26 protein-coding genes, 1 tRNA gene, 1 pseudogene and 2 riboswitches are annotated in these 26,325 nt (G+C 73.6%); of the genes and pseudogenes, 26 read left to right on the top strand and 2 right to left on the bottom strand.

Translation table 11 applies throughout. The features are described 5' to 3' along the window. The first annotated feature begins 10 nt into the window (after positions 1 to 10). The 14 genes from DNK53_RS17230 (at position 11) to der (ending at position 14,161) form a co-directional block, all read left to right on the top strand. Entirely contained in the window at positions 11 to 1,687 is a 1,677-nt protein-coding gene (locus tag DNK53_RS17230) for a CTP synthase (protein WP_110183532.1), read from the top strand. Then, positions 1,684 to 2,295 carry an NUDIX domain-containing protein gene (locus DNK53_RS17225; protein ID WP_110183531.1) on the top strand — a complete coding sequence of 204 codons (612 nt, stop codon included), beginning with the start codon at positions 1,684 to 1,686 and terminating at the stop codon, positions 2,293 to 2,295. Before DNK53_RS17230 ends, DNK53_RS17225 begins: the two co-directional genes overlap by 4 nt. Beyond that, positions 2,282 to 3,220: a site-specific tyrosine recombinase XerD gene (xerD, locus tag DNK53_RS17220; RefSeq protein ID WP_110183530.1), complete on the top strand. Its 939-nt coding sequence runs from the start codon at positions 2,282 to 2,284 to the stop codon at positions 3,218 to 3,220. Before DNK53_RS17225 ends, xerD begins: the two co-directional genes overlap by 14 nt. After that, the gene (locus DNK53_RS17215; RefSeq protein ID WP_110183529.1) at positions 3,217 to 5,820 is read left to right on the top strand and encodes a DEAD/DEAH box helicase; all 2,604 of its coding nucleotides are present in this window, start codon (positions 3,217 to 3,219) and stop codon (positions 5,818 to 5,820) included. Before xerD ends, DNK53_RS17215 begins: the two co-directional genes overlap by 4 nt. 300 nt (positions 5,821 to 6,120) lie before the next feature. Then, positions 6,121 to 7,020: a ParA family protein gene (locus DNK53_RS17210; protein ID WP_338041063.1), complete on the top strand. Its 900-nt coding sequence runs from the start codon at positions 6,121 to 6,123 to the stop codon at positions 7,018 to 7,020. Further along, a complete protein-coding gene (locus DNK53_RS17205; RefSeq protein ID WP_110183528.1) occupies positions 7,005 to 7,349 on the top strand; it encodes a hypothetical protein in 345 nt (114 codons plus the stop codon). Before DNK53_RS17210 ends, DNK53_RS17205 begins: the two co-directional genes overlap by 16 nt. Then, positions 7,346 to 8,221 (top strand): segregation and condensation protein A, encoded by an 876-nt coding sequence (locus DNK53_RS17200; protein WP_110183527.1) that lies wholly within the window; start codon positions 7,346 to 7,348, stop codon positions 8,219 to 8,221. The genes DNK53_RS17205 and DNK53_RS17200 overlap by 4 nt, the downstream gene beginning before the upstream one ends. Continuing rightward, positions 8,218 to 8,991: an SMC-Scp complex subunit ScpB gene (scpB, locus tag DNK53_RS17195; RefSeq protein WP_110183526.1), complete on the top strand. Its 774-nt coding sequence runs from the start codon at positions 8,218 to 8,220 to the stop codon at positions 8,989 to 8,991. The genes DNK53_RS17200 and scpB overlap by 4 nt, the downstream gene beginning before the upstream one ends. Next, a complete protein-coding gene (locus DNK53_RS17190; protein ID WP_110183525.1) occupies positions 8,988 to 9,773 on the top strand; it encodes a pseudouridine synthase in 786 nt (261 codons plus the stop codon). The genes scpB and DNK53_RS17190 overlap by 4 nt, the downstream gene beginning before the upstream one ends. A 76-nt stretch (positions 9,774 to 9,849) precedes the next feature. Further along, positions 9,850 to 10,242: a chorismate mutase gene (gene aroH, locus DNK53_RS17185; protein ID WP_110183524.1), complete on the top strand. Its 393-nt coding sequence runs from the start codon at positions 9,850 to 9,852 to the stop codon at positions 10,240 to 10,242. Then, a complete protein-coding gene (locus DNK53_RS17180; RefSeq protein ID WP_110183523.1) occupies positions 10,239 to 11,306 on the top strand; it encodes a prephenate dehydrogenase in 1,068 nt (355 codons plus the stop codon). The genes aroH and DNK53_RS17180 overlap by 4 nt, the downstream gene beginning before the upstream one ends. Before the next feature lie 79 nt (positions 11,307 to 11,385). After that, positions 11,386 to 12,072: a (d)CMP kinase gene (cmk, locus tag DNK53_RS17175; RefSeq protein ID WP_110183522.1), complete on the top strand. Its 687-nt coding sequence runs from the start codon at positions 11,386 to 11,388 to the stop codon at positions 12,070 to 12,072. Further along, positions 12,069 to 12,815: a lysophospholipid acyltransferase family protein gene (locus DNK53_RS17170; protein WP_110183521.1), complete on the top strand. Its 747-nt coding sequence runs from the start codon at positions 12,069 to 12,071 to the stop codon at positions 12,813 to 12,815. Before cmk ends, DNK53_RS17170 begins: the two co-directional genes overlap by 4 nt. Then, positions 12,812 to 14,161: a ribosome biogenesis GTPase Der gene (gene der, locus DNK53_RS17165; RefSeq protein WP_110183520.1), complete on the top strand. Its 1,350-nt coding sequence runs from the start codon at positions 12,812 to 12,814 to the stop codon at positions 14,159 to 14,161. The genes DNK53_RS17170 and der overlap by 4 nt, the downstream gene beginning before the upstream one ends. 42 nt (positions 14,162 to 14,203) lie before the next feature. Here der and DNK53_RS17160 read toward each other — a convergent pair whose 3' ends face one another. Next, on the bottom strand, positions 14,204 to 14,980 hold the full coding sequence (locus tag DNK53_RS17160) for a M23 family metallopeptidase (RefSeq protein WP_162599996.1): 777 nt from the start codon (positions 14,978 to 14,980) through the stop codon (positions 14,204 to 14,206). 241 nt (positions 14,981 to 15,221) lie between these two features. Here DNK53_RS17160 and DNK53_RS17155 point away from each other — a divergent pair. The 9 genes and pseudogenes from DNK53_RS17155 to bluB all read left to right on the top strand — a co-directional run bounded on the left by DNK53_RS17155 (position 15,222) and on the right by bluB (position 21,327). Then, positions 15,222 to 15,295, top strand: a tRNA-Pro gene (locus DNK53_RS17155). A gap of 225 nt (positions 15,296 to 15,520) precedes the next feature. Beyond that, on the top strand, positions 15,521 to 15,751 hold the full coding sequence (locus tag DNK53_RS17150) for a helix-turn-helix transcriptional regulator (RefSeq protein WP_239456616.1): 231 nt from the start codon (positions 15,521 to 15,523) through the stop codon (positions 15,749 to 15,751). Positions 15,752 to 15,757: 6 nt separating this feature from the next. Further along, positions 15,758 to 16,132, top strand: coding sequence for a hypothetical protein (locus DNK53_RS17145; protein ID WP_110183518.1), 375 nt, complete (start codon positions 15,758 to 15,760; stop codon positions 16,130 to 16,132). An 87-nt stretch (positions 16,133 to 16,219) separates the two neighbouring features. After that, positions 16,220 to 16,462 (top strand): annotated as a pseudogene (locus tag DNK53_RS17140) (transposase); the annotation flags it as partial. Positions 16,463 to 16,633: 171 nt separating this feature from the next. After that, positions 16,634 to 16,830, top strand: a riboswitch (cobalamin riboswitch). Between the two features lie 61 nt (positions 16,831 to 16,891). Beyond that, positions 16,892 to 17,737 (top strand): nitrite reductase, encoded by an 846-nt coding sequence (locus tag DNK53_RS17135; RefSeq protein ID WP_110183517.1) that lies wholly within the window; start codon positions 16,892 to 16,894, stop codon positions 17,735 to 17,737. Beyond that, a complete protein-coding gene (locus DNK53_RS17130; RefSeq protein WP_110183516.1) occupies positions 17,734 to 18,414 on the top strand; it encodes a precorrin-8X methylmutase in 681 nt (226 codons plus the stop codon). The genes DNK53_RS17135 and DNK53_RS17130 overlap by 4 nt, the downstream gene beginning before the upstream one ends. Beyond that, positions 18,411 to 19,940: a precorrin-2 C(20)-methyltransferase gene (locus tag DNK53_RS17125; RefSeq protein ID WP_239456614.1), complete on the top strand. Its 1,530-nt coding sequence runs from the start codon at positions 18,411 to 18,413 to the stop codon at positions 19,938 to 19,940. Before DNK53_RS17130 ends, DNK53_RS17125 begins: the two co-directional genes overlap by 4 nt. Further along, positions 19,937 to 20,707 carry a cobalt-precorrin-4/precorrin-4 C(11)-methyltransferase gene (locus DNK53_RS17120; protein WP_204163991.1) on the top strand — a complete coding sequence of 257 codons (771 nt, stop codon included), beginning with the start codon at positions 19,937 to 19,939 and terminating at the stop codon, positions 20,705 to 20,707. Before DNK53_RS17125 ends, DNK53_RS17120 begins: the two co-directional genes overlap by 4 nt. After that, on the top strand, positions 20,707 to 21,327 hold the full coding sequence (gene bluB / locus DNK53_RS17115) for a 5,6-dimethylbenzimidazole synthase (protein ID WP_110183515.1): 621 nt from the start codon (positions 20,707 to 20,709) through the stop codon (positions 21,325 to 21,327). Before DNK53_RS17120 ends, bluB begins: the two co-directional genes overlap by 1 nt. Before the next feature lie 36 nt (positions 21,328 to 21,363). Here the strand turns inward: bluB and cbiE are convergent, their stop codons facing one another. Further along, the gene (gene cbiE, locus DNK53_RS17110; protein ID WP_239456613.1) at positions 21,364 to 22,596 is read right to left on the bottom strand and encodes a precorrin-6y C5,15-methyltransferase (decarboxylating) subunit CbiE; all 1,233 of its coding nucleotides are present in this window, start codon (positions 22,594 to 22,596) and stop codon (positions 21,364 to 21,366) included. Between the two features lie 53 nt (positions 22,597 to 22,649). After that, a riboswitch (cobalamin riboswitch) is annotated at positions 22,650 to 22,788 on the top strand. A 24-nt stretch (positions 22,789 to 22,812) separates the two neighbouring features. On the opposite strand from cbiE, the gene DNK53_RS17105 reads away from it, so the two are divergent. The 3 genes from DNK53_RS17105 to cobO are packed head-to-tail and all read left to right on the top strand — an operon-like array spanning position 22,813 to position 26,323. Further along, on the top strand, positions 22,813 to 24,942 hold the full coding sequence (locus DNK53_RS17105; protein ID WP_338041061.1) for a VWA domain-containing protein: 2,130 nt from the start codon (positions 22,813 to 22,815) through the stop codon (positions 24,940 to 24,942). Continuing rightward, the gene (cobA, locus tag DNK53_RS17100; RefSeq protein ID WP_110183513.1) at positions 24,942 to 25,709 is read left to right on the top strand and encodes a uroporphyrinogen-III C-methyltransferase; all 768 of its coding nucleotides are present in this window, start codon (positions 24,942 to 24,944) and stop codon (positions 25,707 to 25,709) included. The genes DNK53_RS17105 and cobA overlap by 1 nt, the downstream gene beginning before the upstream one ends. After that, a complete protein-coding gene (gene cobO / locus DNK53_RS17095) occupies positions 25,709 to 26,323 on the top strand; it encodes a cob(I)yrinic acid a,c-diamide adenosyltransferase (protein WP_110183512.1) in 615 nt (204 codons plus the stop codon). Before cobA ends, cobO begins: the two co-directional genes overlap by 1 nt. Positions 26,324 to 26,325 lie beyond the last annotated feature (2 nt).

Below are 26,325 nucleotides of genomic sequence, written 5' to 3'. Positions count from 1 at the left end.
ATGGAACCCCGTGAAGAACCCGACGCCCACCAAGCACGTATTCGTCACCGGGGGCGTCGTCTCCTCCCTGGGCAAAGGACTGACGGCCTCGAGCCTCGGCAGTCTGCTGAAGTCCCGGGGGCTCCGGGTCACGATGCAGAAGCTGGATCCCTACCTCAACGTGGATCCCGGCACGATGAACCCCTTCCAGCACGGTGAGGTCTTCGTCACCCAGGACGGCGCCGAGACCGACCTCGACATCGGCCACTACGAGCGCTTCCTCGACACGGACCTGTCGCAGATCGCCAACGTGACGACCGGACAGGTCTACTCCACCGTGATCGCCAAGGAGCGCCGTGGCGACTACCTCGGCGACACCGTCCAGGTGATCCCGCACATCACCAACGAGATCAAGGACCGGATCCTCGCCATGGGCGGGCCCGACGTCGACCTGGTGATCACCGAGGTCGGCGGCACCGTCGGCGACATCGAGTCGCTGCCCTTCCTCGAGGCGGCACGCCAGGTGCGCCACGAGATCGGCCGCGACAACTGCTTCTTCATCCACGTCTCGCTGGTGCCCTACATCGGTCCCTCGGGCGAGCTGAAGACCAAGCCGACCCAGCACTCGGTCGCGGCGCTGCGCTCCATCGGCATCCAGCCCGACGCCATCGTCTGCCGGGCCGACCGCGACCTGCCCGAGGGGATCAAGCGCAAGATCGCGCTCATGTGCGACGTCGAGGACGAGGCCGTCATCACCTGCGCCGACGCCCCCTCGATCTACGACATCCCCAAGGTGCTGCACACCGAGGGCCTCGACGCCTACATGGTGCGCCGCCTGGACCTGCCCTTCCGCGACGTCGACTGGTCCCGCTGGGACGACCTGCTGCGCCGGGTGCACCACCCCAAGGAGGAGGTGACGATCGCGCTGGTCGGCAAGTACGTCGACCTGCCGGACGCCTATCTCTCGGTGGCCGAGGCGCTCCGGGCCGGGGGCTTCGCCCACGAGGCCAAGGTGCACCTGCGCTGGGTCGCCAGCGACGAGTGCGACACCCCCGCGGGTGCGGCGCGGCACCTCTCCGACGTCGACGCGGTCTGCGTCCCGGGTGGGTTCGGCATCCGCGGCCTGGAGGGCAAGCTCGGCGCCCTCACCTACGCCCGCACCCACCAGATCCCCACGCTCGGGCTCTGCCTGGGCCTGCAGTCCATGGTCATCGAGTACGCGCGCAACGAGGCCGGCCTGCCGCAGGCCGGCTCCACCGAGTTCCACCCCGACTCGCCCGAGCCCGTGATCGCCACGATGGAGGAGCAGAAGTCCATCGTCGAGGGCGCCGGCGACCTCGGCGGCACGATGCGCCTGGGTTCGTACCCGGCCGACCTGGTCCCCGGCTCCGTCGTGGCCGAGGCCTACGGCGCCACCCGGGTCGAGGAGCGCCACCGGCACCGCTACGAGGTGAACAACGCCTACCGCGAGCAGCTCGAGAAGGCCGGCCTCGTGGTCTCCGGGACCAACCCGGACCTCGACCTGGTCGAGTTCGTGGAGCTGCCCCGTGAGGTGCACCCGTACTACGTCGCCACCCAGGCGCACCCCGAGCTGAAGTCCCGCCCGACCCGGCCGCACCCGCTCTTCGCCGGTCTGGTGGGCGCCGCACTCGCCCGCAAGGAAGAGCTCCTCATCCCGATCGAGGAGCAGGAGCGGCAGGAGCCGTGACCGACGAGCTCGCCGACCGGCCGCTGGAGTGGCCCGTCCTCTCGACCCGGGAGATCCACCGGGACGACTGGGTCGTCGTGGTCAGCGAGGACGAGGTCACGCGACCGGGCCACCCCGAGGAGCGGTTCTCCCGGCTCAAGGTGCAGCACCCCGGGGCGGTCATGGTGCTGGCGGTCGACGACCGGGAGCGGGTGCTGTGCCTGCGCCAGTACCGGCACACCTCCCGGCACGAGTTCGTCGAGATCCCGGCGGGCCTGCGCGACGCCGGCGACGAGCCGGCGGTCGAGACAGCGCGACGCGAGCTGCGCGAGGAGGCCGAGCTGGCCGCCGAGGAGTGGACCCAGCTCCTGAGCACCTTCCCGTCGGCGGGCCTCACCGACGAGGTCCACGAGATCTTCCTGGCCCGCGGCCTCTCCCACGCCCCGCGCGGAGACTTCGAGCTCCGCCACGAGGAGGCGGAGATGGAGACGATGTGGGTCCCCTTCGACGACCTCCTCGCCGCCGTCCTGGACGGCCGGGTCCGCCAGGGGCCGATCGTCCAGGCCGTCCTCGCCTACCAGGTGCAGCGCGACCGGTGGACCGGACCGGGTCCCCGTGCCGGGGGCTGACGTCGGGCGGGCGGTCCGGACCTACCTGGACCACCTGGGCGTCGAGCGCGGGCTCGCCGCCAACACGCTCTCGTCGTACCGCCGCGACCTGCGTCGGTACGACGCGTTCCTGGCCGAGCAGGGCGTCGAGCGCCTCGACGACGTGCAGGAGGCCACGGTCTCGGCGTTCCTCGTGCGGCTGCGCGAGGGGGACGAGGAGCACCCGCCCCTGAGCGCGACCTCGGCCGCCCGGACGGTCGTCGCGGTGCGCGGCTTCCACCGGTTCGCCGTCAGCGACGGCCTGGCCACCCACGACCCCGCGGCGGCGGTCCGCCCGCCCACCCCCACCAAGCGCCTGCCCAAGGCACTGCCGCTCTCCGACGTGGAGGCGATCCTCGAGGCGGCCGGGTCCGCCGGGACGCCGCTGGCGCTGCGCGACCGGGCGCTGCTCGAGGTCCTCTACGGCACCGGGGCGCGGATCTCCGAGGCGGTCGGGCTCGACGTCGACGACCTCGACCGGGTGGACGGCACGGTGCTGCTGCGCGGCAAGGGTTCCAAGGAGCGCCTCGTGCCCGTCGGCTCCTACGCCCTCGCGGCGGTCGAGTCGTACCTCACGACCGGGCGGCCGGTCCTGGCCACGGGCAGCGCGGCCGCGAGGAGCGCGGGTGCCCTCTTCCTCAACTCCCGGGGCGGACGGCTCTCCCGGCAGAGCGCCTGGGCGGTGCTGGTCAAGGCCGCCGAGCGGGCCGGGGTCACCCGTGACGTCTCGCCGCACACGCTGCGCCACTCGTTCGCCACCCACCTGCTCGACGGCGGGGCCGACATCCGCGTCGTGCAGGAGCTGCTCGGCCACGCGTCGGTGACGACGACCCAGGTCTACACGCTCGTCACCGTCGAGAGCCTGCGCGAGGTCTTCGCGACCGCCCACCCGAGGGCGCGCGCATGACCGCCTGGTGGGAGCAGGTCGAGGGGCCGGACGCCCTGTACGACGCCTTCACGGCGTGGGCGCAGCGGCAGGGGACCGCGCTCTACCCGCACCAGGACGAGGCGGTGCTGGAGCTGCTGGCGGGCAGCAACGTCGTGCTCGCGACGCCGACGGGCTCGGGCAAGTCGCTGGTGGCGCTCGCCGCCCACGTCGCCGCCCTGGCCGACGACCGCGTCTCGTTCTACACCGCCCCGATCAAGGCGCTGGTGAGCGAGAAGTTCTTCGCCCTCTGCGAGGTCCTGGGCGCCGACAACGTCGGGATGCTCACCGGGGACGCGGCGGTCAATCCCGACGCGCCGGTCATCTGCTGCACCGCCGAGGTGCTGGCCAACATCGCGCTGCGCGAGGGGTCGCGCGCCGACGTCGGCCTCGTGGTGATGGACGAGTTCCACTACTACGGCGACCACGAGCGCGGCTGGGCCTGGCAGGTCCCGCTGCTCGAGCTGCCGCAGGCGCAGTTCCTGCTGATGTCGGCGACGCTCGGCGACGTCACCGCGATCGCGGAGGACCTGACGCGCCGCAACGGCCGCGAGACGGCGGTGGTCGACGACGCGGAACGCCCGGTGCCGCTGGACTTCAGCTGGTCGCTCACGCCGCTCGACGAGACGCTCCAGGAGCTGGTGGCCACCCACCAGGCCCCCGTCTACGTCGTCCACTTCACCCAGGCGGCTGCGGTGGAGCACGCCACCCAGGTGCTCAAGCAGCTCGGCCGCACCGACCGTGGGGAGGAGATCCGGGCCCGCCTGGCCACCTTCCGGTTCGCCGCGGGCTTCGGCAAGACGCTCGGCCAGCTGCTCCGCCAGGGGATCGGCGTGCACCACGCGGGGATGCTGCCCAAGTACCGCCGGCTCGTCGAGCAGCTGGCCCAGGAGGGGCTGCTGCGCGTCATCTGCGGCACCGACACCCTCGGCGTCGGCATCAACGTCCCGATCCGCACGGTCCTCTTCACCGGGCTGGCCAAGTTCGACGGGCGCCGGCAGCGGATCCTGCGCAGCCGCGAGTTCCTCCAGATCGCCGGGCGGGCCGGTCGCGCCGGCTTCGACACCCAGGGCTACGTCGTCGTCCAGGCCCCCGAGCACGTCATCGAGAACGAGCGCGCCAAGGCCAAGGCGGAGGCGAAGAACGCCGCGATGAGCGCGGAGAAGCAGGCGAAGCGCAAGAGCAAGGCGCAGCTGCGCAAGCCGCCCGAGGGAGCGGTGGTCTGGACCGAGCAGACCTTCGAGAAGCTCGTCGCCTCCAGCCCGGAGCCGCTGGCGTCGCGGATGAAGGTCGACAACGCGATGCTCCTCAACGTCGTCGCCCGCGAGGAGGACGCGTTCGTCGTCGTGCGGCGCCTGCTGCAGGACAACCACGAGGACCGGCGCAGCCAGCTGCGGCTCTCCCGACGGGCGCTGCGCCTGGCCCGGAGCCTGGTCCGCACCGGCGTGCTGACCCGGCTGGACGAGCCCGACGAGCACGGCCGGCGCTACGTCCTCACCGTCGACCTGCCCGACGACTTCGCCCTCAACCAGCCGTTGTCGCACTTCGCGCTGGCCGCCCTGGACGTGCTCGACCCCGAGGCGCCGACGTACACCCTGGACGTCGTCTCCGTCGTGGAGGCGGTGCTGGAAGGGCCGCGCCAGGTGCTGATGGCCCAGCAGCACGTCGCCCGGGGCGAGGCGATCGCGGAGATGAAGGCCGACGGGCTGGAGTACGACGAGCGGATGGAGCGGCTGGAGCAGATCACCTGGCCGCAGCCGCTCGCCGAGCTCCTCGGGGCCACCTACGAGCTCTACCGGCAGAGCCACCCCTGGCTGCCCGAGGACGGGCTCGACCCCAAGTCGGTGCTGCGCGAGATGTACGAGCAGGGGATGGGGTTCACCGACTTCGTCTCCCGCTACCAGCTGGCCCGGTCCGAGGGCCTGGTGCTGCGCTACCTCACCGACGCCTACCGGGCGCTGCGCCAGACGGTGCCCGAGGCCCACCGCACCCCCGAGCTCGAGGACCTCACCGAGTGGCTGGGGGAGACCGTCCGCCAGACCGACTCCTCGCTGCTCGACGAGTGGGAGGCGCTCTCCGACCCCGCGCACGTGCCGGGCGAGGTGGCCCACCACGAGCCGCCGCACCACCCGCGTCCGCTCACCCGGCAGGACCGGGCGCTGCGGGTGATGCTGCGCAACGCGATGTTCGCCAAGGTCCAGGGCGTGGCCCGCGACGACCTCGACTCCCTGGTCCGCGCCGAGCGCCAGGCGGCCGACCGCGTCGAGCCGGCCCGCACGGTGGTGATGACGAGGTCGGCGTGGGACGCGGCGCTCGAGGCCTACTACGCCGAGCACGACACGGTCGGGACGGACGGCGACGCGCGCGGTCCGTCGTACCTGTCGGTGGGTCCCGAGGAGACGGGCGACCCGGTCGGCGCCGAGCCGGGAACCAGCGCCCGGGTCCGCCGGGTCGTGCAGACCCTGGCGGACCCCGAGGGGCACCGCGACTGGGTCCTCGAGGCGGTCCTGGACTGCGACGCCACCGACGAGGTGGGCGAGCTCGTGCTCCAGACCGGGGCGATGCGTCGGCTCGACGGGTGAGGCGAGGCTGCCCGGGACTCCTGCACAGGGTTCTCCACAGGGCGGCAGTGCCTGTGCACCGCAACCCGCCGTCGTGCACAGATTCAGGGCCGTGGCTGGGGAGTTCGGGAGTCGCCTTGTGACGCGGGAACGCCGGGGCCTAGAGTCGCGCGGAGCAAACTGTCGGCGAGTCGACAATCGGAGGAGCTGCAGATGGGTGGAGACGGGTTCGTGCCCGCGTCCGGCAGCACCCCCTCGCCGATGCCTCCCCGGGTCGCCCCGCGGCCCGCACCCAGCCCTTCCACCGGAGACGAGACGTCTGTGAGCGAACCGATCCCGTTCCCCACCCTGGACGGGTCCGACCCGACCGCCCCCGAGCAGGTCGTCGGCCCGACGGGGCGGCCGCTCCCGGTCTTCCCGGAGCCCGGCCCGGTCGGCGCGCGCGGCTCCGCCCGCGTGATCTCGATGTGCAACCAGAAGGGCGGGGTCGGCAAGACCACAACCACCATCAACCTGGGCGCCTCCCTGGCGGAGTACGGCCGCAAGGTGCTCCTGGTCGACTTCGACCCCCAGGGATCGCTCTCCGTCGGCCTGGGCCTCAACCCCCACGAGATGGACCTCACGGTCTACAACCTGCTCATGCAGCGCGACGTCACCCTCGACGAGGTCGTCGTGCCCTCGGGCGTGCCGGGGATGGACCTGCTGCCCTCCAACATCGACCTGTCGGCCGCCGAGGTGCAGCTGGTCCACGAGGTCGCCCGCGAGCAGACGCTGCAGCGCGTGCTGGCGCCGGCGCTGGAGCAGTACGACGTCATCCTCATCGACTGCCAGCCCTCGCTGGGCCTGCTGACCGTCAACGCCCTGACCGCCTCCGACGGCGTCATCGTCCCGCTGGAGTGCGAGTACTTCGCCCTGCGCGGGGTCGCGCTGCTCAAGACGACCATCGACAAGGTGCGCGAGCGGCTCAACCCCAAGCTCGAGATCGACGGCGTCCTCGGCACGATGTTCGACGGCCGGACCCTGCACAGCCGCGAGGTCATGGAGCGCCTCGTCCAGGCGTGGGGCGACAAGGTCTTCCACACCGTGATCCGGCGTACCGTGAAGTTCTCCGACTCGACCGTCGCCGGCGAGCCGATCACCACCTACGCCTCGAGCTCGACCGGCGCCGACGCCTACCGCACGCTCGCCAAGGAGGTGCTGGCCCGGTGGCAAGACGGGTGAGCCTCCCCGCCGCCGACGACCTGTTCCGACCCACCGCGGAGCGGCCCCAGGAACCTGTCCCCGCGCCTGGTGCCGAGCCCGCTGCCGAGCCCCGCCGCTCGTCCCCGCGCCGGCCCAGCGGCCGCGTCCGCCACGACGAGAAGATGACCGTCTACGTCACGTCCGACGAGCTCCTCGACCTCGAGCACGCGCGGCTCGCGCTGCGCCGCACCCACGGGATGGCCGTCGACCGCGGCCGCATCGTCCGGGAGGCGGTGGCCCTCGCGCTCGCCGACCTCGAGGCCCACGGCGAGGACAGCGCGCTCGTGCGGAGGTTGTCCGAGCAGTGACGACCCCTTCGTCGGCCGTGGTCGCCGAGCCCGGGCAGGAGGCGCCGGCGTTCGCGGTGCGGCTCGACAACTTCGAGGGCCCCTTCGACCTGCTGCTCTCGCTGATCGCCAAGCACAAGCTCGACGTCACCGAGGTCTCCCTCTCCCGCGTCACCGACGAGTTCATCGCCCACGTCAAGGCCGGGGGACCGGTGTGGGACCTCGAGCAGACGACGTCCTTCCTGCTCGTGGCCTCGACCCTCCTCGACCTCAAGGCGGCCCGCCTGCTCCCGCAGGCCGAGGTCGAGGACGAGGAGGACCTGGCGCTGCTGGAGGCGCGGGACCTGCTCTTCGCGCGGCTGCTGCAGTACCGGGCGTTCAAGCAGGTCGCCGGCGTGCTGGAGCGCCGGCTGGCCGACGAGTCGCTGCGCCACCCCCGCGCCGTCGGGCTGGAGGAGCGGTTCGCCACCCTTCTGCCCGAGGTCCTCATCGGGATCGGTCTGGACCGGTTCGCGGCGCTGGCGGCGCGGGCGATGGAGCCCAAGCCGGTTCCCGAGGTCTCGCTGCACCACATCCACGCCGCCAGGGTCAGCGTCCGCGAGCAGGGCCACCTCGTGGTCGACCGGCTCCGCCGGCAGGGGACGACGACCTTCCGCGCCCTGTGCCGCGACTCGCCCGACACGCTCACCACGGTCGCCCGCTTCCTCTCCCTGCTCGAGCTCTTCCGCGAGGGCGCGGTCGCCTTCGACCAGGTCAGCCCGCTGGGGGAGCTCACGGTCCGGTGGACCGGCAGCGAGGAGGGCGACGTCGAGATCGACGACGAGTTCGACGGCGCCCCGCCCGAGGAGCCGGCGGCCGGCCCCTCAGCACCCGACGTCCAGGAGGACCGATGACCGACCACCCGGCCGACGAGCCGGCAGCACCCGACGCAGCACCCGAGCCCGAGACGCTCGCGGTCCCGCTGGTCGCGCTGCGACCCGCCCTCGAGGCGGTCCTCATGGTGGCCGACCAGCCGCTCGACCCCGTCACCCTGGCCACCGCCGTCGGCCACCCGGTGGAGGCGGTCGAGCAGGCCCTGGCCGAGCTGGCCGCCGAGTACACCGAGCAGGACCGCGGCTTCGAGCTGAGGGCCGTCGCCGGCGGGTGGCGCTACTACACCCGCGAGGAGTACGCGTTCGTCGTCGAGGGGTTCGTCCTCGAGGGCCAGCAGGCCCGCCTCACCCAGGCCGCGCTGGAGACCCTGGCGGTCGTGGCCTACAAGCAGCCCGTCTCCCGTGCCCGCGTCTCCGCCATCCGGGGCGTCAACGTGGACGGCGTGATGCGCACGCTGCTCTCCCGCGGCCTCGTCGAGGAGGCGGGGCAGGACGAGTCGACCGGAGCGCACCTCTACCGGACCACGAGCTACTTCCTCGAGCGGATCGGGATCACCAGCCTCGACGACCTGCCCGAGCTGGCGCCGTACCTGCCCGACATGGAGGATCTCGACGACGAGCTGGTCGAGCGTCCCGCGGCCCCCGCCGCCCCCGCCGCGACGCCCGCGGAGCCCGCCGCGGCCGACAAGCCCGTCGAGCGGCCTGCCGAGCCTCACCACAGCGAGCCGCACCACCCGTCTCCCCACAGCGGCGCCGGCACGGAGCCCGACGGCGGGACGGAGGTCGGATGACCCACCACGAGGACGCGCCGCCCCCCGGCGGACACCCCGACGACGACGGACTGGTGCGGCTGCAGAAGCTGCTCGCCCAGTCGGGCGTCGCGTCGCGGCGCAAGTGCGAGGAGCTGATGCTCGACGGCCTGGTCGAGGTGGACGGCGAGGTCGTCACCCGGCTGGGCACCAAGGTGGACCCGCGGACCGCGGTGATCCGAGTCGACGGCGAGCGGCTGCCCCCGCAGACGCCGCACGTCTACCTCGTGCTCAACAAGCCCCGCGGGGTCGTCTCCACCATGTCCGACCCCGAGGGGCGGCGCAGCCTGGGCGACGTGGTCGCCGACCGCCCCGAGCGGCTCTTCCACGTGGGGCGCCTCGACACCGACACCTCGGGCCTGCTGCTGCTCACCAACGACGGGGACTTCGCCCACCGGATGGCGCACCCGTCGTACGAGGTGGAGAAGACCTACGTCGCCGAGGTCGAGGGCGAGGTCTCCCGGGCCACCCTGGGGCGGCTGCGCGAGGGCGTGGTCCTCGAGGACGGCCCGGTCGAGGTCTCGCGCGTCAAGGTCGTCGAGCAGGGGCGAGGTGGCGCGAAGGGGCGCACCATCGTCGAGCTGGTGATCCACGAGGGCCGCAACCGCATCGTGCGCCGCCTCCTCGACGAGGTCGGCCACCCGGTGCGACGGCTGACCCGGACCCGCTTCGGCCCGGTGGAGCTGGGCCGCCTCCCCGTGGGGGAGATGCGGGACCTGACCCGGCACGAGCTCGGGGTCCTGCTGGACCGCGTGCAGCTCTAGGGCGTCCGCCGAACTAGGCTGGGCGCGTCGTGTCGAGCCGGATGACCCACCGGACGGAACCCGTGAGGAGACAGTCGTGAGCGTGCGCGCCGTGCGCGGAGCCACCCAGCTCGAGGAGGACAGCCGCGAGCACATGCTCGAGCGGGTGGCCGAGATGGTGCAGGAGGTCCTCGCCGCCAACGACCTGACGGTGGACGACTTCATCTCCGTCATCTTCACCGCCACCAGCGACCTGGTCGCCGAGTTCCCCGCCTACGCCGCCCGGCAGCTGGGCTTCTCCGACGTCCCGCTCATGTGCGCCCGCGAGCTGGAGATCGCCGGCTCGATGCCGCGCGTCGTGCGGATGCTGGCCCACGTCGAGACCGACCTGCCGCGCGCCGACGTCACCCACATCTACCTGCACGGCGCGGCCGCCCTGCGACGCGACCTCGCCCGGGTCCGCGAGGTGCCCGGCGGCGAGCAGCCGTGACGGTCACCGGGCCCGTCGAGGTCGTCGGGACCGGCCTGCTCGGGACGTCCATCGCGCTGGCCTGCCGCGCCGCGGGCCTCGAGGTGCTGCTCAGCGACGTCTCCGACGAGCACCTGCGGACCGCCAGCGGGCTGGGCGCCGGCCGTCCGCGGAGGCCGGACGACCGGCCCGCGCTCGTCGTGGTCGCCGTCCCGCCGGACCGGCTCGGCGAGGCCGTCGTCGACGCGCTGGGTCGCAGCGACGCGGTGGTGACCGACGTGGGGAGCGTGAAGTCCCGGCCGCTGGCCGAGGTGCTCGACCGGGTGGGTCCCGAGCTCGCGGCCCGTTACGTCGGCAGCCACCCGATGGCGGGCAGCGAGCGGTCCGGCCCCCTCGCCGCCTCGGCCGCGCTCTTCGACGGCCGGCCGTGGGCGGTCGTGCCGCACCCCGGCAGCCTGCCCGCCGCGGTGGAGACCGTCCGGGGCCTCGCGCTGCTCTGCGGCGCGGTCGTGGTGGAGCTGGGGCCCGACGAGCACGACCGGGCCGTGGCCCGCACCTCGCACCTGCCGCACCTGGCGGCCGTGCTGGTGGCCGGCCGCCTCCGCGGTGCCCCTCCCGGCGACCTGGCCCTGTCGGGGCAGGGCGTGCGCGACGTGACCCGCGTGGCGGCCAGCGACCCGCGGATGTGGGAGCAGATCGTCGCGGCCAACTCGGGCGCGGTGCTCGAGGTGCTGGGCGAGGTGCGCGAGCAGCTCGACGTCCTCCTGGACGCCGTCCGGACGGGGGAGCGGGACCGCCTGCGCGAGCTCCTCGCCCACGGGGTCGAGGGCACCCGCGCGATCCCCGGCAAGCACGGGGGGCCCGCCCTCCCCGTCGCCTCGGTCTTCGTGGCGGTCCCGGACACGCCCGGCGAGCTGGCCCGGCTGTTCGCCGACGCGGGCGCCGCGGAGGTCAACATCGAGGACGTGCGGATCGACCACGACCCGGGGCGCCCGGTGGGCCTGGTGGAGCTCGTCGTGGCCGAGGCCCGCGAGCCGCACCTGCGCGACTCCCTGGAGTCACGGGGCTGGGTCACCCACCGGTAGGCTGCGCGGGCAGGGCACGGGCGGGTCCGCCCCGTCGGCCCTCGGTCCTGGTCAGCACCCAGCAAGGAGCGCCCCCGCGGTGAGCACGACGCACGCCCCCACGCCCCGTCCGGTCATCGCGATCGACGGGCCGTCCGGGTCCGGCAAGTCGAGCACCTCGCGCGGCGTCGCCCGGGCGCTGGGCCTGCGCTACCTCGACACGGGGGCCATGTTCCGGGCCGTGACCTGGTGGATGCTGCAGGCGGGGGTCGACGTCCACGACGCCGACGCCGTCGCCGCCCGTGCCGGCGAGCCCGAGGTCGTCTCCGGCACCGACCCCGACGCCCCCACCATCACCGTCGACGGCACCGACGTGTCGGTGGCGATCCGCAGCGACGAGGTCAACGCCGCGGTGAGCCCCGTCAGCGCCGTTCCGCAGGTGCGCGCCCGCCTGCTCGAGCTGCAGCGCGCGGCGATCGGCGACGGCGGGATCGTCGTCGAGGGTCGCGACATCGGCTCGGTCGTGGCGCCCGACGCCGACGTCAAGGTCTTCCTCACCGCCGACCCCGCCGCCCGTGCGGCCCGGCGCGCGCTCGAGGAGGGCGGCTCCGACGTCGCGGCGACCGAGGCGTCGCTGCTGGCCCGGGACGCCATCGACTCCACGCGGCGGACCGCGCCGCTGGTGCAGGCCGACGGTGCGGTCCAGCTGGACACCACCGGCTACTCCCTCGAGGAGGTCGTCGCCCAGGTCGTCGAGCTCGTCCGGGCGGTGGAGAGTCCGGCATGACCCTGGCCGAGCTGCCGCGGAGCAGCGAGCGGCACCCGCCGACGCGGCTGCTCGTCCGGGGCCGGCCGCTGGCGCGCCGCGTGGTCGGCCGCTGGTACGACGTACGCGTGTCAGGGAGCGACCGGGTGCCGACCGCCGGTCCCGTCATCGTCGCGGGCAACCACATCGGGATCCTCGACGGGCCCCTGCTCGCGGTGCTGGCGCCGCGACCGGTGCATGCCCTGACCAAGTCCGAGATGTTCTCCGGCCCCTTGGGCCGCCTGCTGCACCGCGCGGGCCAGGTGCCGGTCGACCGGTTCCACCCCGACAAGGCGGCGGTCCGGCAGTGCCTGCGGGTGCTGCGCGACGGCGGGGCGGTCGGCGTCTTCCCCGAGGGGACCCGAGGGGCGGGCGACCTGTCCCGCTTCCACCACGGGGCGGCGTACCTCGCGCTCGTCACCGGCGCCCCCGTCGTGCCGACCACCTTCCTCGGGACCCGCCTGCCCGGCGGGGCCTCGGGCTCCGTGCCGCCGCGCGGGTCGCGGCTCGACGTCGTCTTCGGGGAGCCCTGGACCGTGACCGCCCAGCCGTGGCCGCGCCGGAGGGAACAACTGCTGCACGCCTCGGCGTTGCTGCTCCAGCACATGCGCGATGAGCTGGACCGCGCCTGCGCCCTGACCGGGCGAGACCTGCCGGGGCCACTCCCGGCCGGCCAGACCGAGAAGGACCCGGACACCGGGTTCGTGAATCGAGGAACACCATGACCGAGCCGCTCGAGGAGACCACCTCCCTGGGTCCCGTCCCGATCCTGGCGGTGGTCGGCCGTCCCAACGTGGGCAAGTCCACCCTGGTGAACCGGATCATCGGCCGCCGTGAAGCCGTCGTGGAGGACCGTCCCGGGGTGACCCGGGACCGCGTCTCCTACGACGCCAACTGGAACGGCCGCGCCTTCACGGTGGTGGACACGGGCGGCTGGGACCCCGACGCCCGCGGCCTGGCGGAGCAGATCGCCGGCCAGGCGGAGGTCGCGGTCTCGCTGGCCGACGCCGTGCTCTTCGTCGTCGACGCCACGGTCGGCATCACCGACGCCGACGAGGCGGTCGTCAAGGTGCTGCGCAGGTCCGGCAAGCCGGTGGTGCTCGCGGCCAACAAGGTCGACGACCAGCGCACCGAGACGGAGGCCCACGGCCTGTGGAACCTCGGCCTCGGCGAGCCCTTCCCGGTCTCGGCGCTGCACGGGCGGGGCAGCGGCGACATGCTCGACGCCATCCTCGCCGCTCTTCCCGAGACGCCGCCGGAGCGGCTCGACGAGGTGGGCGGTCCTCGGCGGATCGCGATCGTGGGTCGCCCCAACGTCGGCAAGTCCAGCCTGCTCAACCGACTGGCCGGGGAGGAGCGGGTCGTCGTCGACAACGTCGCCGGCACCACCGTCGACCCCGTCGACGAGCTGATCGAGCTGGGCGGGCGCACCTGGCGGTTCATCGACACCGCCGGCATCCGCAAGCGGGTCAAGACGGCGTCCGGCCACGAGTACTACGCGTCCCTGCGGACCACCAACGCCATCGACCGGGCCGAGGTCGCCGTCCTGGTCGTCGACGGGGGGCAGTCGATCTCCGAGCAGGACATGCGGATCATCCAGACGATCCGCGAGGCCGGCCGGGCGCTCGTCATCGCCTTCAACAAGTGGGACCTCGTCGACGAGGAGCGCCGCTACTACCTCGAGCGGGAGATCGAGCGGGACCTCGTGCAGGTGCGCTGGGCGCCGCGGATCAACATCACGGCGCGGACCGGCTGGCACGTGGACCGGCTCGTGCCGGCGCTCGACAAGGCGCTCGAGGGCTGGGAGACGCGGATCGGCACGGGGGCGCTCAACACCTTCCTCGGCCGGCTCGTGGCCGAGCAGCCCCACCCCGTGCGCGGCGGCAAGCAGCCCAAGATCCTCTTCGGCACCCAGGCCAGCACGGCGCCGCCCACGTTCATCCTCTTCACCAGCGGCAAGCTGGACGCGGGCTACGAGCGCTTCATCGAGCGGCGGCTGCGCGAGGAGTTCGGCTTCGCGGGCACCCCGATCGTCCTGCAGCAGCGGCCGCGGGAGAAGCGCAAGCGCTGAGCCGTCGCGGCTCCCGGGCAGCCTCCGGGAACCGGACCGCGGTCAGGGCGTGACGCCGTACGCGGTGAGCCACTCCATGGGGTCGAGCGCGACGCCCGACGGGTCGCGCACCTCCAGGTGCAGGTGCGGACCGGTGGAGTTGCCCGTCGAGCCGACCATCCCGATGGTCTCGGCGAGCTCCACGGTCTCGCCGGGGGCGACCAGGGCGGTCAGCTGGTGGCAGTACCAGACCTGCGTGCCGTCGGGGAGCGCCAGGACGGTGCGCAGGCCGTAGGCGCCGGCGTCCCCGACCGAGAGCACCACGGCGTCGGCCACGGCGTGCAACGGGGTGCCCGAGGAGGCCCCGAAGTCCTGGCCGGTGTGGTCCCGGACCCACAGGTCCCCGGCGGCGCCGAAGCTGGCCGAGAGTCGGTAGGAGGCGAGCGGGAGCACGACCTCCACCTGCTCGGGGTCGCCCTCGTAGCCGAGCTCCGTCAGCGTCGCGTGCCGGTCGGCCAGCTCCCGGGACCACTCCGCCGCCTGCCGCTCGAGGCCCGCGAGCGCCCGCTCGCGGGCGGCGACGCGGCGGGCGAGGAGCCGCTCCAGCCGCGCCTCCTGCCGCTGCGCCGCGACCGACTCGCGGGTGACCTCGTCGAGGTACGCCGCGTGGGCGCGGGGGGCCAGCAGGACCCCGCTGGCCAGCAGGGCCCCGGCGAGCGCCCCGGTCAGCACGAGGAGGCGGAGAGCGCGAAGGGTTCCGCCTCGTCGCTCCGCGCGGTGCGACGGCGCGCGTGGCACGGGACGGTTGGGGGAGGGGGACTCGGCGTGCGTGGTCGTCATGGCTGGGTTTCCTCGCGCAGGGACGGACCAGCCCATCGTGTGGCGCTGCGCCCGCGGCCACCGGCGGAACGGCGGGAGATGACCCGGACGGGCCATTCCCGCCCGCGCAGCCGGGTGGGGCACCGAGGACGAGCGGCCCGCACGGGCCACCCCAGCTGACCAGGGACACCCCGGCGGGCCCGATGCGCCGCCCCGCCGCCGCCTGGGGTAAGGTTCCTCCCGGTCCTCCTCGGAGGGCCATCGGGCTGTAGCGCAGCTTGGTAGCGCACTTGACTGGGGGTCAAGGGGTCGCAGGTTCAAATCCTGTCAGCCCGACCGATCAAATCCGGCTCTGACCAGCAAACATGCTGGTCAGAGCGGGTTCGGGTCTCGGAGAGTCGCGGGTTTCCGCTCAGGAAAGACTCGAAGATTTGAACCCCTCTCCACAAACTCTCCATCAACCCCGTCCCTGGGCCTCTCGTCCGGCTGACCCGGGTGCCTGCTGCGGACCGCTCACGGACCCCTCCGGTCGTCTTGGACGGCTCTGCCCACCTGAGGGGTATGACCACCGAGACCTCTACCGGACGCGGCCTGGAGCCGCTGATGAACATCGAAGAGCTCGCCGAGTACCTCGGTGTGCCCGTTGCCACGATCTACGACTGGCGAGTCGCAGGCAAAGGCCCGTGCGCCATCCGGGTAGGCCGGTCGCTGAAGTTCGCTGTCGGCGACGTCCGCGCCTGGCTGACCGACCATCGCGAAGAATCGCCGGGGCACCCGCCCGCGGATCGGTAGCGACCCGTGGCTAGGCCCCGAACGCCGATCGGCACCTTCGGGGAGATCGACTTCAGGTCCAATCCGAACGGCAGCGTGCGGGCCCGGACCCGTTTTCGCGACGACGATGGACAGCTGCGCCCCGTCGAAGCCACCGCGGCCACGCGCAAGGCCGCGGAACGGAAGCTCAAGGAGAAGATCGCTCGACGCGGCCGTTATGCGAGCGGGATGGGCGAACTCACTCCCGACACCACATTCGGCAAGTTGGTCGAGGTCTGGCTCGAGGACCTCGAGCTCGAGGACCGGGTAGCGGCCAGCACCCGTGAACTCTATGAGCGTGACATGCGCACCCTCGTGTTGCCGGCCCTTCGAGGTACGTCCCGTGGAGTGGTGGGGAATTGAGGTCCGGCGAGGCTGCGTGAAGTAGGCGGTCATCGGCGGGATCTTCGGTGTGAAACGACCAAGTGACACACTGAAGGAGACCCGCCGATGACCTTGTCCCAGTCTGCCCTGTCCGAGCTGCTCGACGCGTTTCGTGCTGGTGACGGCGTGGATCTGATCCGTGAATCGGTCCGCCTGGTTCTTCAGGAGCTGATCGAGGCCGAGGCCGCCGAGGTCATCGGTGCGGGTCGCTACGAACGCACAGACAAGCGGGTCGCCGAGCGCAACGGATCACGCCCGCGTCTGGTCGCCACCCAGGCCGGCGACGTCGGGTTGCGGATCCCGAAGGTTGGCCCGTGAAGAGTATGCGAGTGGCTGCAGGTTCTACGAGTCCGGCACTTCGGTGCCCCGACGGATCTCCTCCCGTCTGGCGACGTCCACTGGCGCCAGGACGGTCGACTGGACAAGACGGCAGTGCTTGCCCTGGGCCGGGGGGTGTCATGTGGACGACGGGGGTGCGCGGTAGCCTCGCTCCCAGCCAGTCGTGCTCCGCCACAACGGAGTCAGGGAATCCGGTGCGAATCCGGAACTGACGCGCAGCGGTGAGGGGACGGGAAGGACACGCCGGCAACGGCAGCCACTGGGGTCTTCGGACCCTGGGAAGGCGTCCTCTCCCGGATGATCCGAGTCCGAAGACCTGCTGGCCCTGACGACACCCGTCGTCGGGTCAAGGTGGGTCCCGCGTACGGGCCCGGACTCAGAACAAGGTGAACGACTCCCGTGAACCGGCATCGACCAGACCGTTGCCCCGGCGCCCTGCGCCCCTGGCCCGCCGACGACGGGCTCCTCGTGCGGCTGCGGCTCCCAGGGGGCAGGGTGGCCACGTCCGCGCTGGCGCGGCTCGTCGGCGTGGCTCAGGAGCACGGCGACGGGAAGGTGCACGTCACCACCCGCACCAACCTCCAGGTCCGGGCGATGCCCGCCCTTCCAGGCACAAAGGTGCTGCCCGACGAGGTGTTGTCCGCCCTCGAGGGCACCGGCCTGCTCCCCAGCCGCGCCCACGAACTGGCCCGCAACATCATGGCCTCGCCCCGCACCGGAGTGGCGGGTGGGCGCGCGGACCTGCGGCCGGTCGTCGACGCCCTGGACGCGACGATCTGTGCCGACCCGCACCTGGGACGGCTCCCGGGTCGCTTCCTGTTCGTCCTGGACGACGGCAGCGGGGACCTGCGGAACCGGTCCTGCGACCTCGGCCTCGTCGCCCTGGACCCCGACCGAGCGCAGCTCCGGGTGGGGGAGGGGTGGGGTCAGGTCGTCCCCCTGGTCGAGGCCCACCTGCACCTCGCTGGTCTTGCCCGCCGGTTCCTCCAGCTTCGTGGCCGAGGCCGCGAGGCGCCGTGGCACGTCCGGGAGCTCGACATCCCCCTCGTCGAGGAGCGCCTCCCGCACCGTGACCTACCGCCGCCGTCGCCGGCACCGCCGTACGGGTCCGTCACCGGCGGGCGTCACCTGCCCGTCCCGCCCGAGGGCCTGGACCACGCAGCGGTGGCCGGCCTGCTCGATGCCGCCCCCACCGTCGTCGTCACGCCCTGGCGTGGCGTGTTCGTCCCCGAGGAGACCCCATGACCCAGACCACCACCGCCGGTCCCCGGCGCCCGCGACGACACTACGACTACGTCGACCGCGGTGCCGCCATCTACCTCGACTCGTTCGCCACCATCAGGCGCGAGTCCGACCTCCGCGACGTACCGGCGCAGGCTGAGAAGCTCGCCGTGCGGATGATCCACGGGAGCGGGCAGGTGGACCTCGTCCGGGACCTCGTCGTCGACCCGCGCCTGGTCCCGGCCGCCCGCGCCGCCCTCGAGGCGGGCGCGCCGATCCTGTGCGACGCCACCATGGTCGTCAAGGGCGTCACCCGCAGCCGGCTGCCCGCCGACAACGACGTGGTGTGCACGCTCAACGAACCCGAGGTCCCGAGCCTGGCCGAGGAGTGGGGGACCACGCGGACCGCCGCCGCCGTCTCGCTCTGGGAGCCGCGCCTGGAGGGTGCCGTGGTCGCGATCGGCAACGCGCCCACCGCCCTCTTCCACCTGCTGGAGATGCTCGTCGACGGGGCGCCGCGACCCGCGGCGATCGTCGGGTGCCCGGTCGGCTTCATCGGGGCGGAGGAGTCCAAGGAGGCGCTGGTCGCCTTCCGGGACGACCACGGCATCGACGTCCCCTTCGTGACGGTCCGGGGCCGTCGCGGCGGGTCGGCCATGACGTCGTCCGCGCTCAACGCGATCGCCCAGGAGGCGGAGTGAGCACGGCGGCGGTGTCCCGGCTCACCGGACGCTTCTCCGGCGTGGGCGTCGGACCCGGTGACCCTGAGCTCATCACGCTGAAGGCGGCCCGGCTGATCGAGACCGCCGACGTGGTCGCCTACCACTGCGCCCGCGGCAAGGAGTCCAACGCCCGGCGGACCGCGGCCGGCCTGTTCCCCGCCGGCGTCCTCGAGGAGCGGCTGGTCTACCCGGTGACGACGGGGACCACCGACCACCCCGGCGGCTACACCGGCGTCCTGGCGGAGTTCTACGAAGAGGCGGCCTCGCGGCTCGCCGCTCACCTGGAAGCCGGCCGGGACGTGGTGCTGCTGGCCGAGGGCGACCCGCTGTTCTACGGGTCCTACATGTACATGCACGACCGGCTCTCCGACCGGTTCCCCACGGAGGTCGTGCCCGGCGTCCCGGCCTTCCTCGCCGCCACCGCCACCACCGCCAGCCCGCTGGTCCGGCAGACCGACGTCCTCACCGTGCTGCCCGGGACCCTGCCCGAACCGGAGCTCGCGCGACGCCTCGCCGACACCGACGGGGCGGTGATCATGAAGCTCGGCCGCACGTTCCCCGCCGTACGGCGTGCGCTCGCTGCCGCGGGAAGGCTGGACCACGCCCTCTACGTGGAGCGCGCCTCGATGCCGGAGGAGCAGTGGCGACCGGTCGCCGAGGTGGACGAGACCTCGGTGCCCTACTTCTCGCTGATCGTGGTGACGGGGGACAGCCTGAACGGGCGCCGTTCGCGCACCGGCTCTGAGTCGATCGTCTCGGCCGCCCCGGCGTCCGAGCAGGCCGAGGTGCTGGTCGTGGGCCTCGGTCCCGGACCGGAGCACTGGCTCACCCCTGAGGTGAGCGCGGCGCTGGAGCAGGTGGACCACGTCGTCGGCTACGGGCCCTACGTCAACCGGGTCCCGCAGCGGGAAGGTCTGACCCGGCACGCCTCGGGCAACACCGTGGAGGTGGACCGGGCCGCGTACGCCCTCGACCTCGCCCGACGCGGCGAGCGCGTCGCCGTGGTCTCCGGGGGCGACGCCGGCGTCTTCGGCATGGCCGCCGCGGTCTTCGAGGCTGCGGAGGACCCGCGCTTCGCCGACGTCTCCATCCGCGTGCTGCCGGGGGTCAGCGCCGTCCAGGCGGTCGCTGCCCGCGCGGGGGCACCGATCGGCGCGGACTTCGCGGTGATGAGCCTCTCGGACCGGCTCAAGCCGTGGGAGGTGGTCGAGAAGCGGCTCCGCGCCGTCGCCGAGGCCGACCTCGTCGTGGCCCTCTACAACCCGGCCTCCCGCAGCCGCACCGAGCAGGTCGCCTGGGCCCGCAAGACCCTGCTGGAGCACCGCGACCCCGGCACCGTCGTCGTGGTGGGTCGGGACGTCGGTCGTGCCGAGGAGTCGCTCACCGTGACCACCCTGGGCGCCCTCGACCCGGCAAGCATTGACATGAAGTGCCTGCTCATCGTGGGGGCGACGTCGACACGCGTGTCGGCGGCGGGGGTCTGGACCCCGAGGTTCGTGCGGTGACGGTGCACTTCGTCGGGGCTGGTCCCGGTGCCGCCGACCTGCTCACCGTGCGGGCCACCCGGCTGCTCGCCGAGGCCGACCTGGTGCTGTTCCCCGGCACCTACCTCGACCCTGACGTCCTGTCCCACTGCGGCCCGCGCGCCCGGCTCGTCGACACCCAGCACCTGGACCTGGACCAGATCACCGGCCACCTGGTCGAGGGTTCCCGGGCGGGGGGGCAGGTCGTCCGGCTCACCTCGGGTGACCCGTCGCTCTACTCTGCCCTGCACGAGCAGACCAGGCGGCTCGAGGCGGCCGGGGTCGCGTGGCGGGTCGTGCCCGGTGTTCCGGCGTACGCCGCCGCGGCCGCGGTCGTGGGCAGCGAGCTGACGGTGCCGCTCGTCGCGCAGTCGGTGGTGCTCACCCGCACCAGGGCCCGCTCGACCCCGATGGGCCAGGGGGAGTCGCTGACCGACTTCGCGGCGACGGGGGCGACCCTGGTGCTCCACCTGGCGATCACCCGGACCAGGGAGCTGATGGCCGAGGTCGCAACCGAAGTCGGCGGGGACTGCCCGGTGGTCGTGGTGCACCGCGCCAGCCAGCCGGACGAGCTGGTGCTGCGCGGCACGGTCGCCGACATCGCCGACCGCGTGGAGGAGGCCGGGCTGCGTCAGGCAGCGGTGATCCTGGTGGGGAGGGCGCTCGCCCCGGTGGGACTGCGCGAGGGCGGTGAGTCCTACCTCTACAGCGCCGACCGGGACCGGTCCACCAAGCGGTGGGCACGTTGATGGACCTCTACGAGGCGATTGCCAGGCGGCGCGACACCCGGGCGGAGTTCACCGGGGAGCCCGTCCCCGAGGAGGTGCTTTGGCGCGTCCTCGAGGCCGCCCACCGCGCTCCGAGCGTCGGCATGTCCCAGCCGTGGGTCTTCGTCACCGTGCGCGACCCGGACGTGCTCGCGACGTTCCGGGACCACGTGGCGACGGAGCGGCAGGTCTTCGCCGGCTCGTTGTCCGGGGAGCGCGCCGAGACGTTCGCCCGGATCAAGGTGGAGGGGATCGTCGAGTCGGGCCTCGGGGTCGTGGTCGGCCACGACCCGACCACCGCCGGGTCGCAGGTGCTGGGGCGACACGCGATCGCGGACACCGGCCTGTACTCGGTGTGCCTGGCGATCCAGAACCTGTGGCTGGCCGCGACGGCCGAGGGGATCGGCGTGGGCTGGGTGAGCTTCTACCGTGAGGAGTTCCTGCGGGACCTGGTCGGCTTCCCCGCGCACGTCCGCCCGGTCGCCTGGTTGTGCGTCGGTCCGGTCGCGGACGTGCCGGAGGTTCCCGACCTGGAACGCCTCGGGTGGCGCGGCCGGGCCCCGTTGGGATCGGTGCTTCACGAGGAGCGCTTCGACGGCTGAGGGTTGCCGGCCGCCCGCCCGGCGCCGGGGGAGAGGTCAGCGGGTGAGGCTCCACTGGGTGACGGTGCGCGCCGGGGTCCAGCCGGTGAAGGTGCCGACCGGGGCCGTCGTCTCCACGGCCAGGCGGGTCAGCTCCCCGCCGTGGGTCCGGTAGGCGTCGGCGAGCAGGGCCTCGGTCTCCAGGGTTACCCCGTGCACCACTAGACGCCCGCCCTCGCGCAGGGCGTCGAGGCAGGCGTCGAGCACGCCGGGACGGGTGGCGCCGCCGCCGAGGAAGACGGCGTCCGGCGGCGTCAGCCCAGCGAGCGCCGCGGGCGCGCGGCCCTCGACCACGCGCAGGTCCGGGACGCCGAGCCGGGCGGCGTTCCGGCTGATTCTCGCGGCCCGCTCGGGGTGGGCCTCGACGGACGTCGTCCGGCAGGTGGGGTGCGCGCGCATCCACTCGATGCCGACCGACCCCGCTCCTGCGCCGACGTCCCAGAGGTGCTGCCCGGGCGCTGGGGACAGGCGGGCCAGGGCGGAGGCGCGGAGGTCGCGCCTGGTCAGCTGGCCGTCGTGCTCGAAGGCGTCGTCGGGGAGGCCGGCGGTCCAGGCCGACCGCCAGGGCCCGGCGACCGGGACTTCGACGGCCAGCACGTGCAGGGGTGGCACCTCGGCGGCCGGGACAGCGAGCCACTCGCGCGCCGGACGCGTCACCCGGGACTCGTCCTGACCCCCGAGCTCTCCCAGCACCGTCATGGGAGCGTCGCCGTGCCCGGCGGCGCCGAGGAGGTCGGCGACCACCGCGGGGGTGCCGGACCCGGAGGTCAGGAGCAGGAGCCGCCGGCCGGGCGCGAGCTCGCGCAGCAGCCGGGCCTCGTGCCGCCCCACGAGCGTGACCACCACCGACTCCTCGGCCGACCAGCCCATCCGCGCCCTGGCCAGCGCGACGGACGAGACGGCCGGGACGATGCGCACGGCGTCGGCGCCCAGCGCCCTGACCAAGGTCGTCCCGACCCCCGAGAGCGTCGGGTCCCCGGAGGCGAGTGCCACGACTCGGCGCCCGTGCACCTCGGCCAGGAGCCGGTCCAGGTTCTCGGCCAGGGGTGAGGGCCACACGACCTTCCGCTGCCCTTTCACCTCCGGGACGAGGGCGAGGTGGCGGCGGCCTCCGAGCAGCACCTCCGCGTCGCGGACGAGCTCGGCCACCGCGGGGTCCAGGACACCGTCGGCGTCGACTCCCACGACCGTCAGGACGTGTCCAGCACTGGGGTCAGTCGCGTCGGCCACGGGACGGGAGGCTATCGTGCGGTCCAGCGTGAGGTGCCCTCGCGCCCCAGCCATCGGAGACGGTGGGGACGGGCAACGGGGAGAATCTGGGAAGCCGGTGAGAGTCCGGCACAGGCCCGCTGCGGTGAGTCGAGCACTCCACCAGGAGTGACCCGACGAAGTCCGAAGACCGGCCTCGCGCAGCCACTGCAATGGCCTAGCGAGCGGGAGCCTCACGTGCCAACGAAGTACCCCTTTTCTGCCGTCGTCGGCTGCGACTACGACCCCACGACGGGCTCGGGACTCGACGACATGGGTCTGGCCCTCGTCCTGACCGCCCTCAGCCCCGAGATCGGCGGCGTCCTGGTCCGCGGGGAGAAGGGCACCGCGAAGTCGACCACCGTCCGTGGGCTGGCCGAGGTGCTGCCCCGGATCGAGGTGCACGAGGGCGACCGGTTCTCGGTCGACCCCCGCGACCCGGCCGCGCAGTCGCCGGACGGTCCGTTCGCGGGCGAGGCGGTGACTCGGCCGGTGCGGCTGGTCGAGCTGCCGGTCGGCGCCACCGAGGACCGGGTCCTCGGCTCCCTGCACCTGGAGAAGGCGCTCACCACCGGAGCCGTCGAGTTCGAGCCGGGACTCCTCGCCCGCGCCCACCGCGGCGTGCTCTACGTCGACGAGGTCAACCTGCTCCACGACCACCTGGTCGACCTGCTGCTCGACGCCGCTGCCACCGGCCAGGTCAGCGTCGAGCGCGACGGGGTGTCGCTCGGTCACGCCGCGAGGTTCGTGCTGATCGGCACGATGAACCCGGAGGAGGGCGAGCTCCGGCCGCAGCTGCTCGACCGGTTCGGTCTCACCGTCGAGGTGGCCGCGTCCCGCGACCCCGCGTCGCGGGTCGAGGTCGTGCGCCGACGCCTGGCGTTCGACCGCGACCCTGCCACGTTCGCCGCCGCCTACGCGTCGCGTCAGGCGGCCCTGACCCGGCGTATCGCGGAGGCCCGTGGCCGGGTCGCGGAGGTGCTGCTCGGGGACGGCGCGCTGCTCAAGATCGCCGAGGTCTGCGCCGCTTTCGAGGTCGACGGCCTGCGCGCCGACATCGTCACCGCCCGGGCGGCCGTCGCCCACGCGGCATGGGCGGGACGCCGGCACGTCACCCGCGCCGACATCCGCGCGGCGGCGCTGCTGGCCCTCCCGCACCGGCGCCGGCGCAACCCGTTCGACGCCCCCGGGCTGGACGAGGACCTCCTCGACCGGGTGCTGGGCGACGACGAGCTGCCCGAGCCCCCGCCTGACCCGTCCGGCGGGGAGGACGACGGCGACGAGGCTGGCCACGACGAGGCTACCGACGCCGGCCATGACGCGTCCGGACCGCCCGCGGACGACCCGAGCGGACCGAGCGGCGAGGACGTCGAGGAACCGGCGGCCCGGTCGGAGGAGGCCGATGGCCAGCCCGAGACGGATGGCGAGGGCGGGACCGGGAGTGAGGATCCCGAACCCGAGCTGGGGCACGAGCCGAGACCCGCCCACGGAGCCCCGCCTGCCGGCGAGGGGACCGTCCACCGTGCCGCGACGCCGTACCGTCCGAGGCTGCTCACCGTCGACGGGGTGGGACAGGGAAGCCCCGGGCGTCGCAGCCGCGCCCTGGGGTCCTCCGGACGCCGGGTGGGCAGCGGAACCGGCACCGGCTCCCTCCACCTCGTGCAGACGCTGATGGCCGCCGCGGAGCGCCACGCGTCCAGCGGGAGGGCTGATCGCACGGGCCAGCGGGTGGTGCTCGAGGCCGGTGACCTGCGCACGGCGGTCCGGGAGGGGCGGGAGTCCAACCTCCTGGTCTTCTGCGTGGACGCCTCCGGGTCGATGGCGGCGCGCCGCCGCATGGTGCAGGTGAAGACGGCGGTGCTGTCCCTGCTCACCGACGCCTATCGACGTCGCGACCGGGTGGCGCTGGTGAGCTTCCGGGGCGGGGCCGCGGAGCTCGTCCTGCCTCCGACCGGGTCGGTCGAGATCGCCGCGCGGCTGCTCGACGAGCTTCCTGCCGGGGGACGCACCCCGCTGGCCGAGGGGTTGCTCGAGGCCGACCGGGTGTTGCGCCGCGAGCGGCTGCGCGACCCGCGGGTCCGACCGCTGCTCCTCCTCGTCACCGACGGCCGCGCCACCTCCGGTCCCGATGCGGTGGAGCGATCCAGGTCCGCGGCGGCGCACGTGGCGGCACTCGGTGTCCCGTCGGTGGTGGTGGACTGCGAGCAGGGCCCCCTGCGGATGGGCCTGGCCAGGACCCTGGCCGGTCACCTCCGCGCCGAGCACCTGCCGGTCGGTGAGGTGAGCGCCGACGGACTCGTCGACGTCGTCTCCGGGCGGGTGGCGTGATGGGGACCCTCGCCGAGCTGCGGCCCGGCACGGTGGTCCTGGTGGGCGGGGGGCCCGGGGACGCCGGGTTGATGACGGTCGCGGGCCGGGCCGCGGTCGAGCAGGCCGACGTCCTCCTGGTCGACCACCTCGCCCCGGCCGACGCGCTGGCGTGGGCGCGCCCCGAGGCGGAGGTGGTGGACGTCGCCAAGCTGCCACGGGGAGCCTTCACCCCCCAGGAGCGGATCAACGAGCTCCTTGTCGAGCACGCTCGCGCGGGCCGCCGTGTCGTCCGCCTCAAGGGTGGCGACGGGTTCGTCTTCGGTCGCGGCATGGAGGAGCTGCAGGCCTGCGCGGCGGCCGGCGTCGACGTGCGGGTGGTGCCGGGCGTCAGCGCTTCGGTGGCTGTCCCCGCGCTCGCCGGCATCCCGGTCACCCACCGGGGCCTGGTCCAGGGGTTCACCGTGCTCTCCGGCCACGTGCCCCCCGACCACCCGGCGTCCACCCTCGACTACGCCGCCCTCGTCGCCTCGCGCACCACCCTCGTCGTGCTGATGGGGGTCGCCAACCTGCACGACATCGCGGACCGCCTCCTTGCCCACGGCATGGCCGCCGACACGCCGGCCGCCGTGGTGGCGCGCGGGGGCCACCCCGACCAGGAGGTCATCAGCGCCCCCTTGCGCGACATCGCCCAGCGCGCGGCGGGGATCGCCCCGCCCGCCGTCACCGTCATCGGGGAGGTGGCCCGATTCGCCGCCTCCCACCCACTGATCGAGGAGACCGTCTGATGCCCCAGGGACAGCCGCTGACCGTGCCCGACGACGGGCTCACCACCCGCCAGCGCCGCAACCGTCCCCTGCTGATGGTCCACACCGGCGACGGCAAGGGGAAGTCGACCGCCGCGTTCGGCCTGGCCCTCCGCGGGTGGAACCAGGGGTGGAACGTCGGGGTCTTCCAGTTCGTGAAGTCCGCCAAGTGGCGCATCGGCGAGCAGACCGTGCTCGAGCGCCTGGGGCGGCTGCACGAGGAGACCGGCGAGGGCGGCCCAGTCGAGTGGCACAAGATGGGAGCCGGGTGGTCGTGGACCAAGAAGCAGGGCGACACCGAGGACCACGCCCGCGCCGCGGCCGAGGGCTGGCAGGAGATCAAGCGCCGCCTCGCCGCCGAGACCCACGACCTCTACGTGCTGGACGAGTTCACCTACCCCATCGCCTGGGGATGGGTGGACCTCGAGGACGTCGTGTCCACGCTGCGTGACCGTCCCGGCCGCCAGCACGTCGTCGTCACCGGCCGCCGGGCCGCGCCCGAGCTGCTCCAGGTGGCCGACCTGGTGACCGAGATGGGCAAGGTGAAGCACCCGATGGACGCCGGCCAGAAGGGCCAGCGGGGCATCGAGTGGTGAGG

Origin of the sequence: Nocardioides solisilvae (assembly GCF_003194625.1) — a bacterium.
Taxonomy (GTDB): Bacteria; Actinomycetota; Actinomycetes; order Propionibacteriales; family Nocardioidaceae; genus Nocardioides; species Nocardioides solisilvae.
Note: the sequence above shows the minus strand (reverse complement) of the source record. Positions and strands in the feature narration are given on the sequence as shown.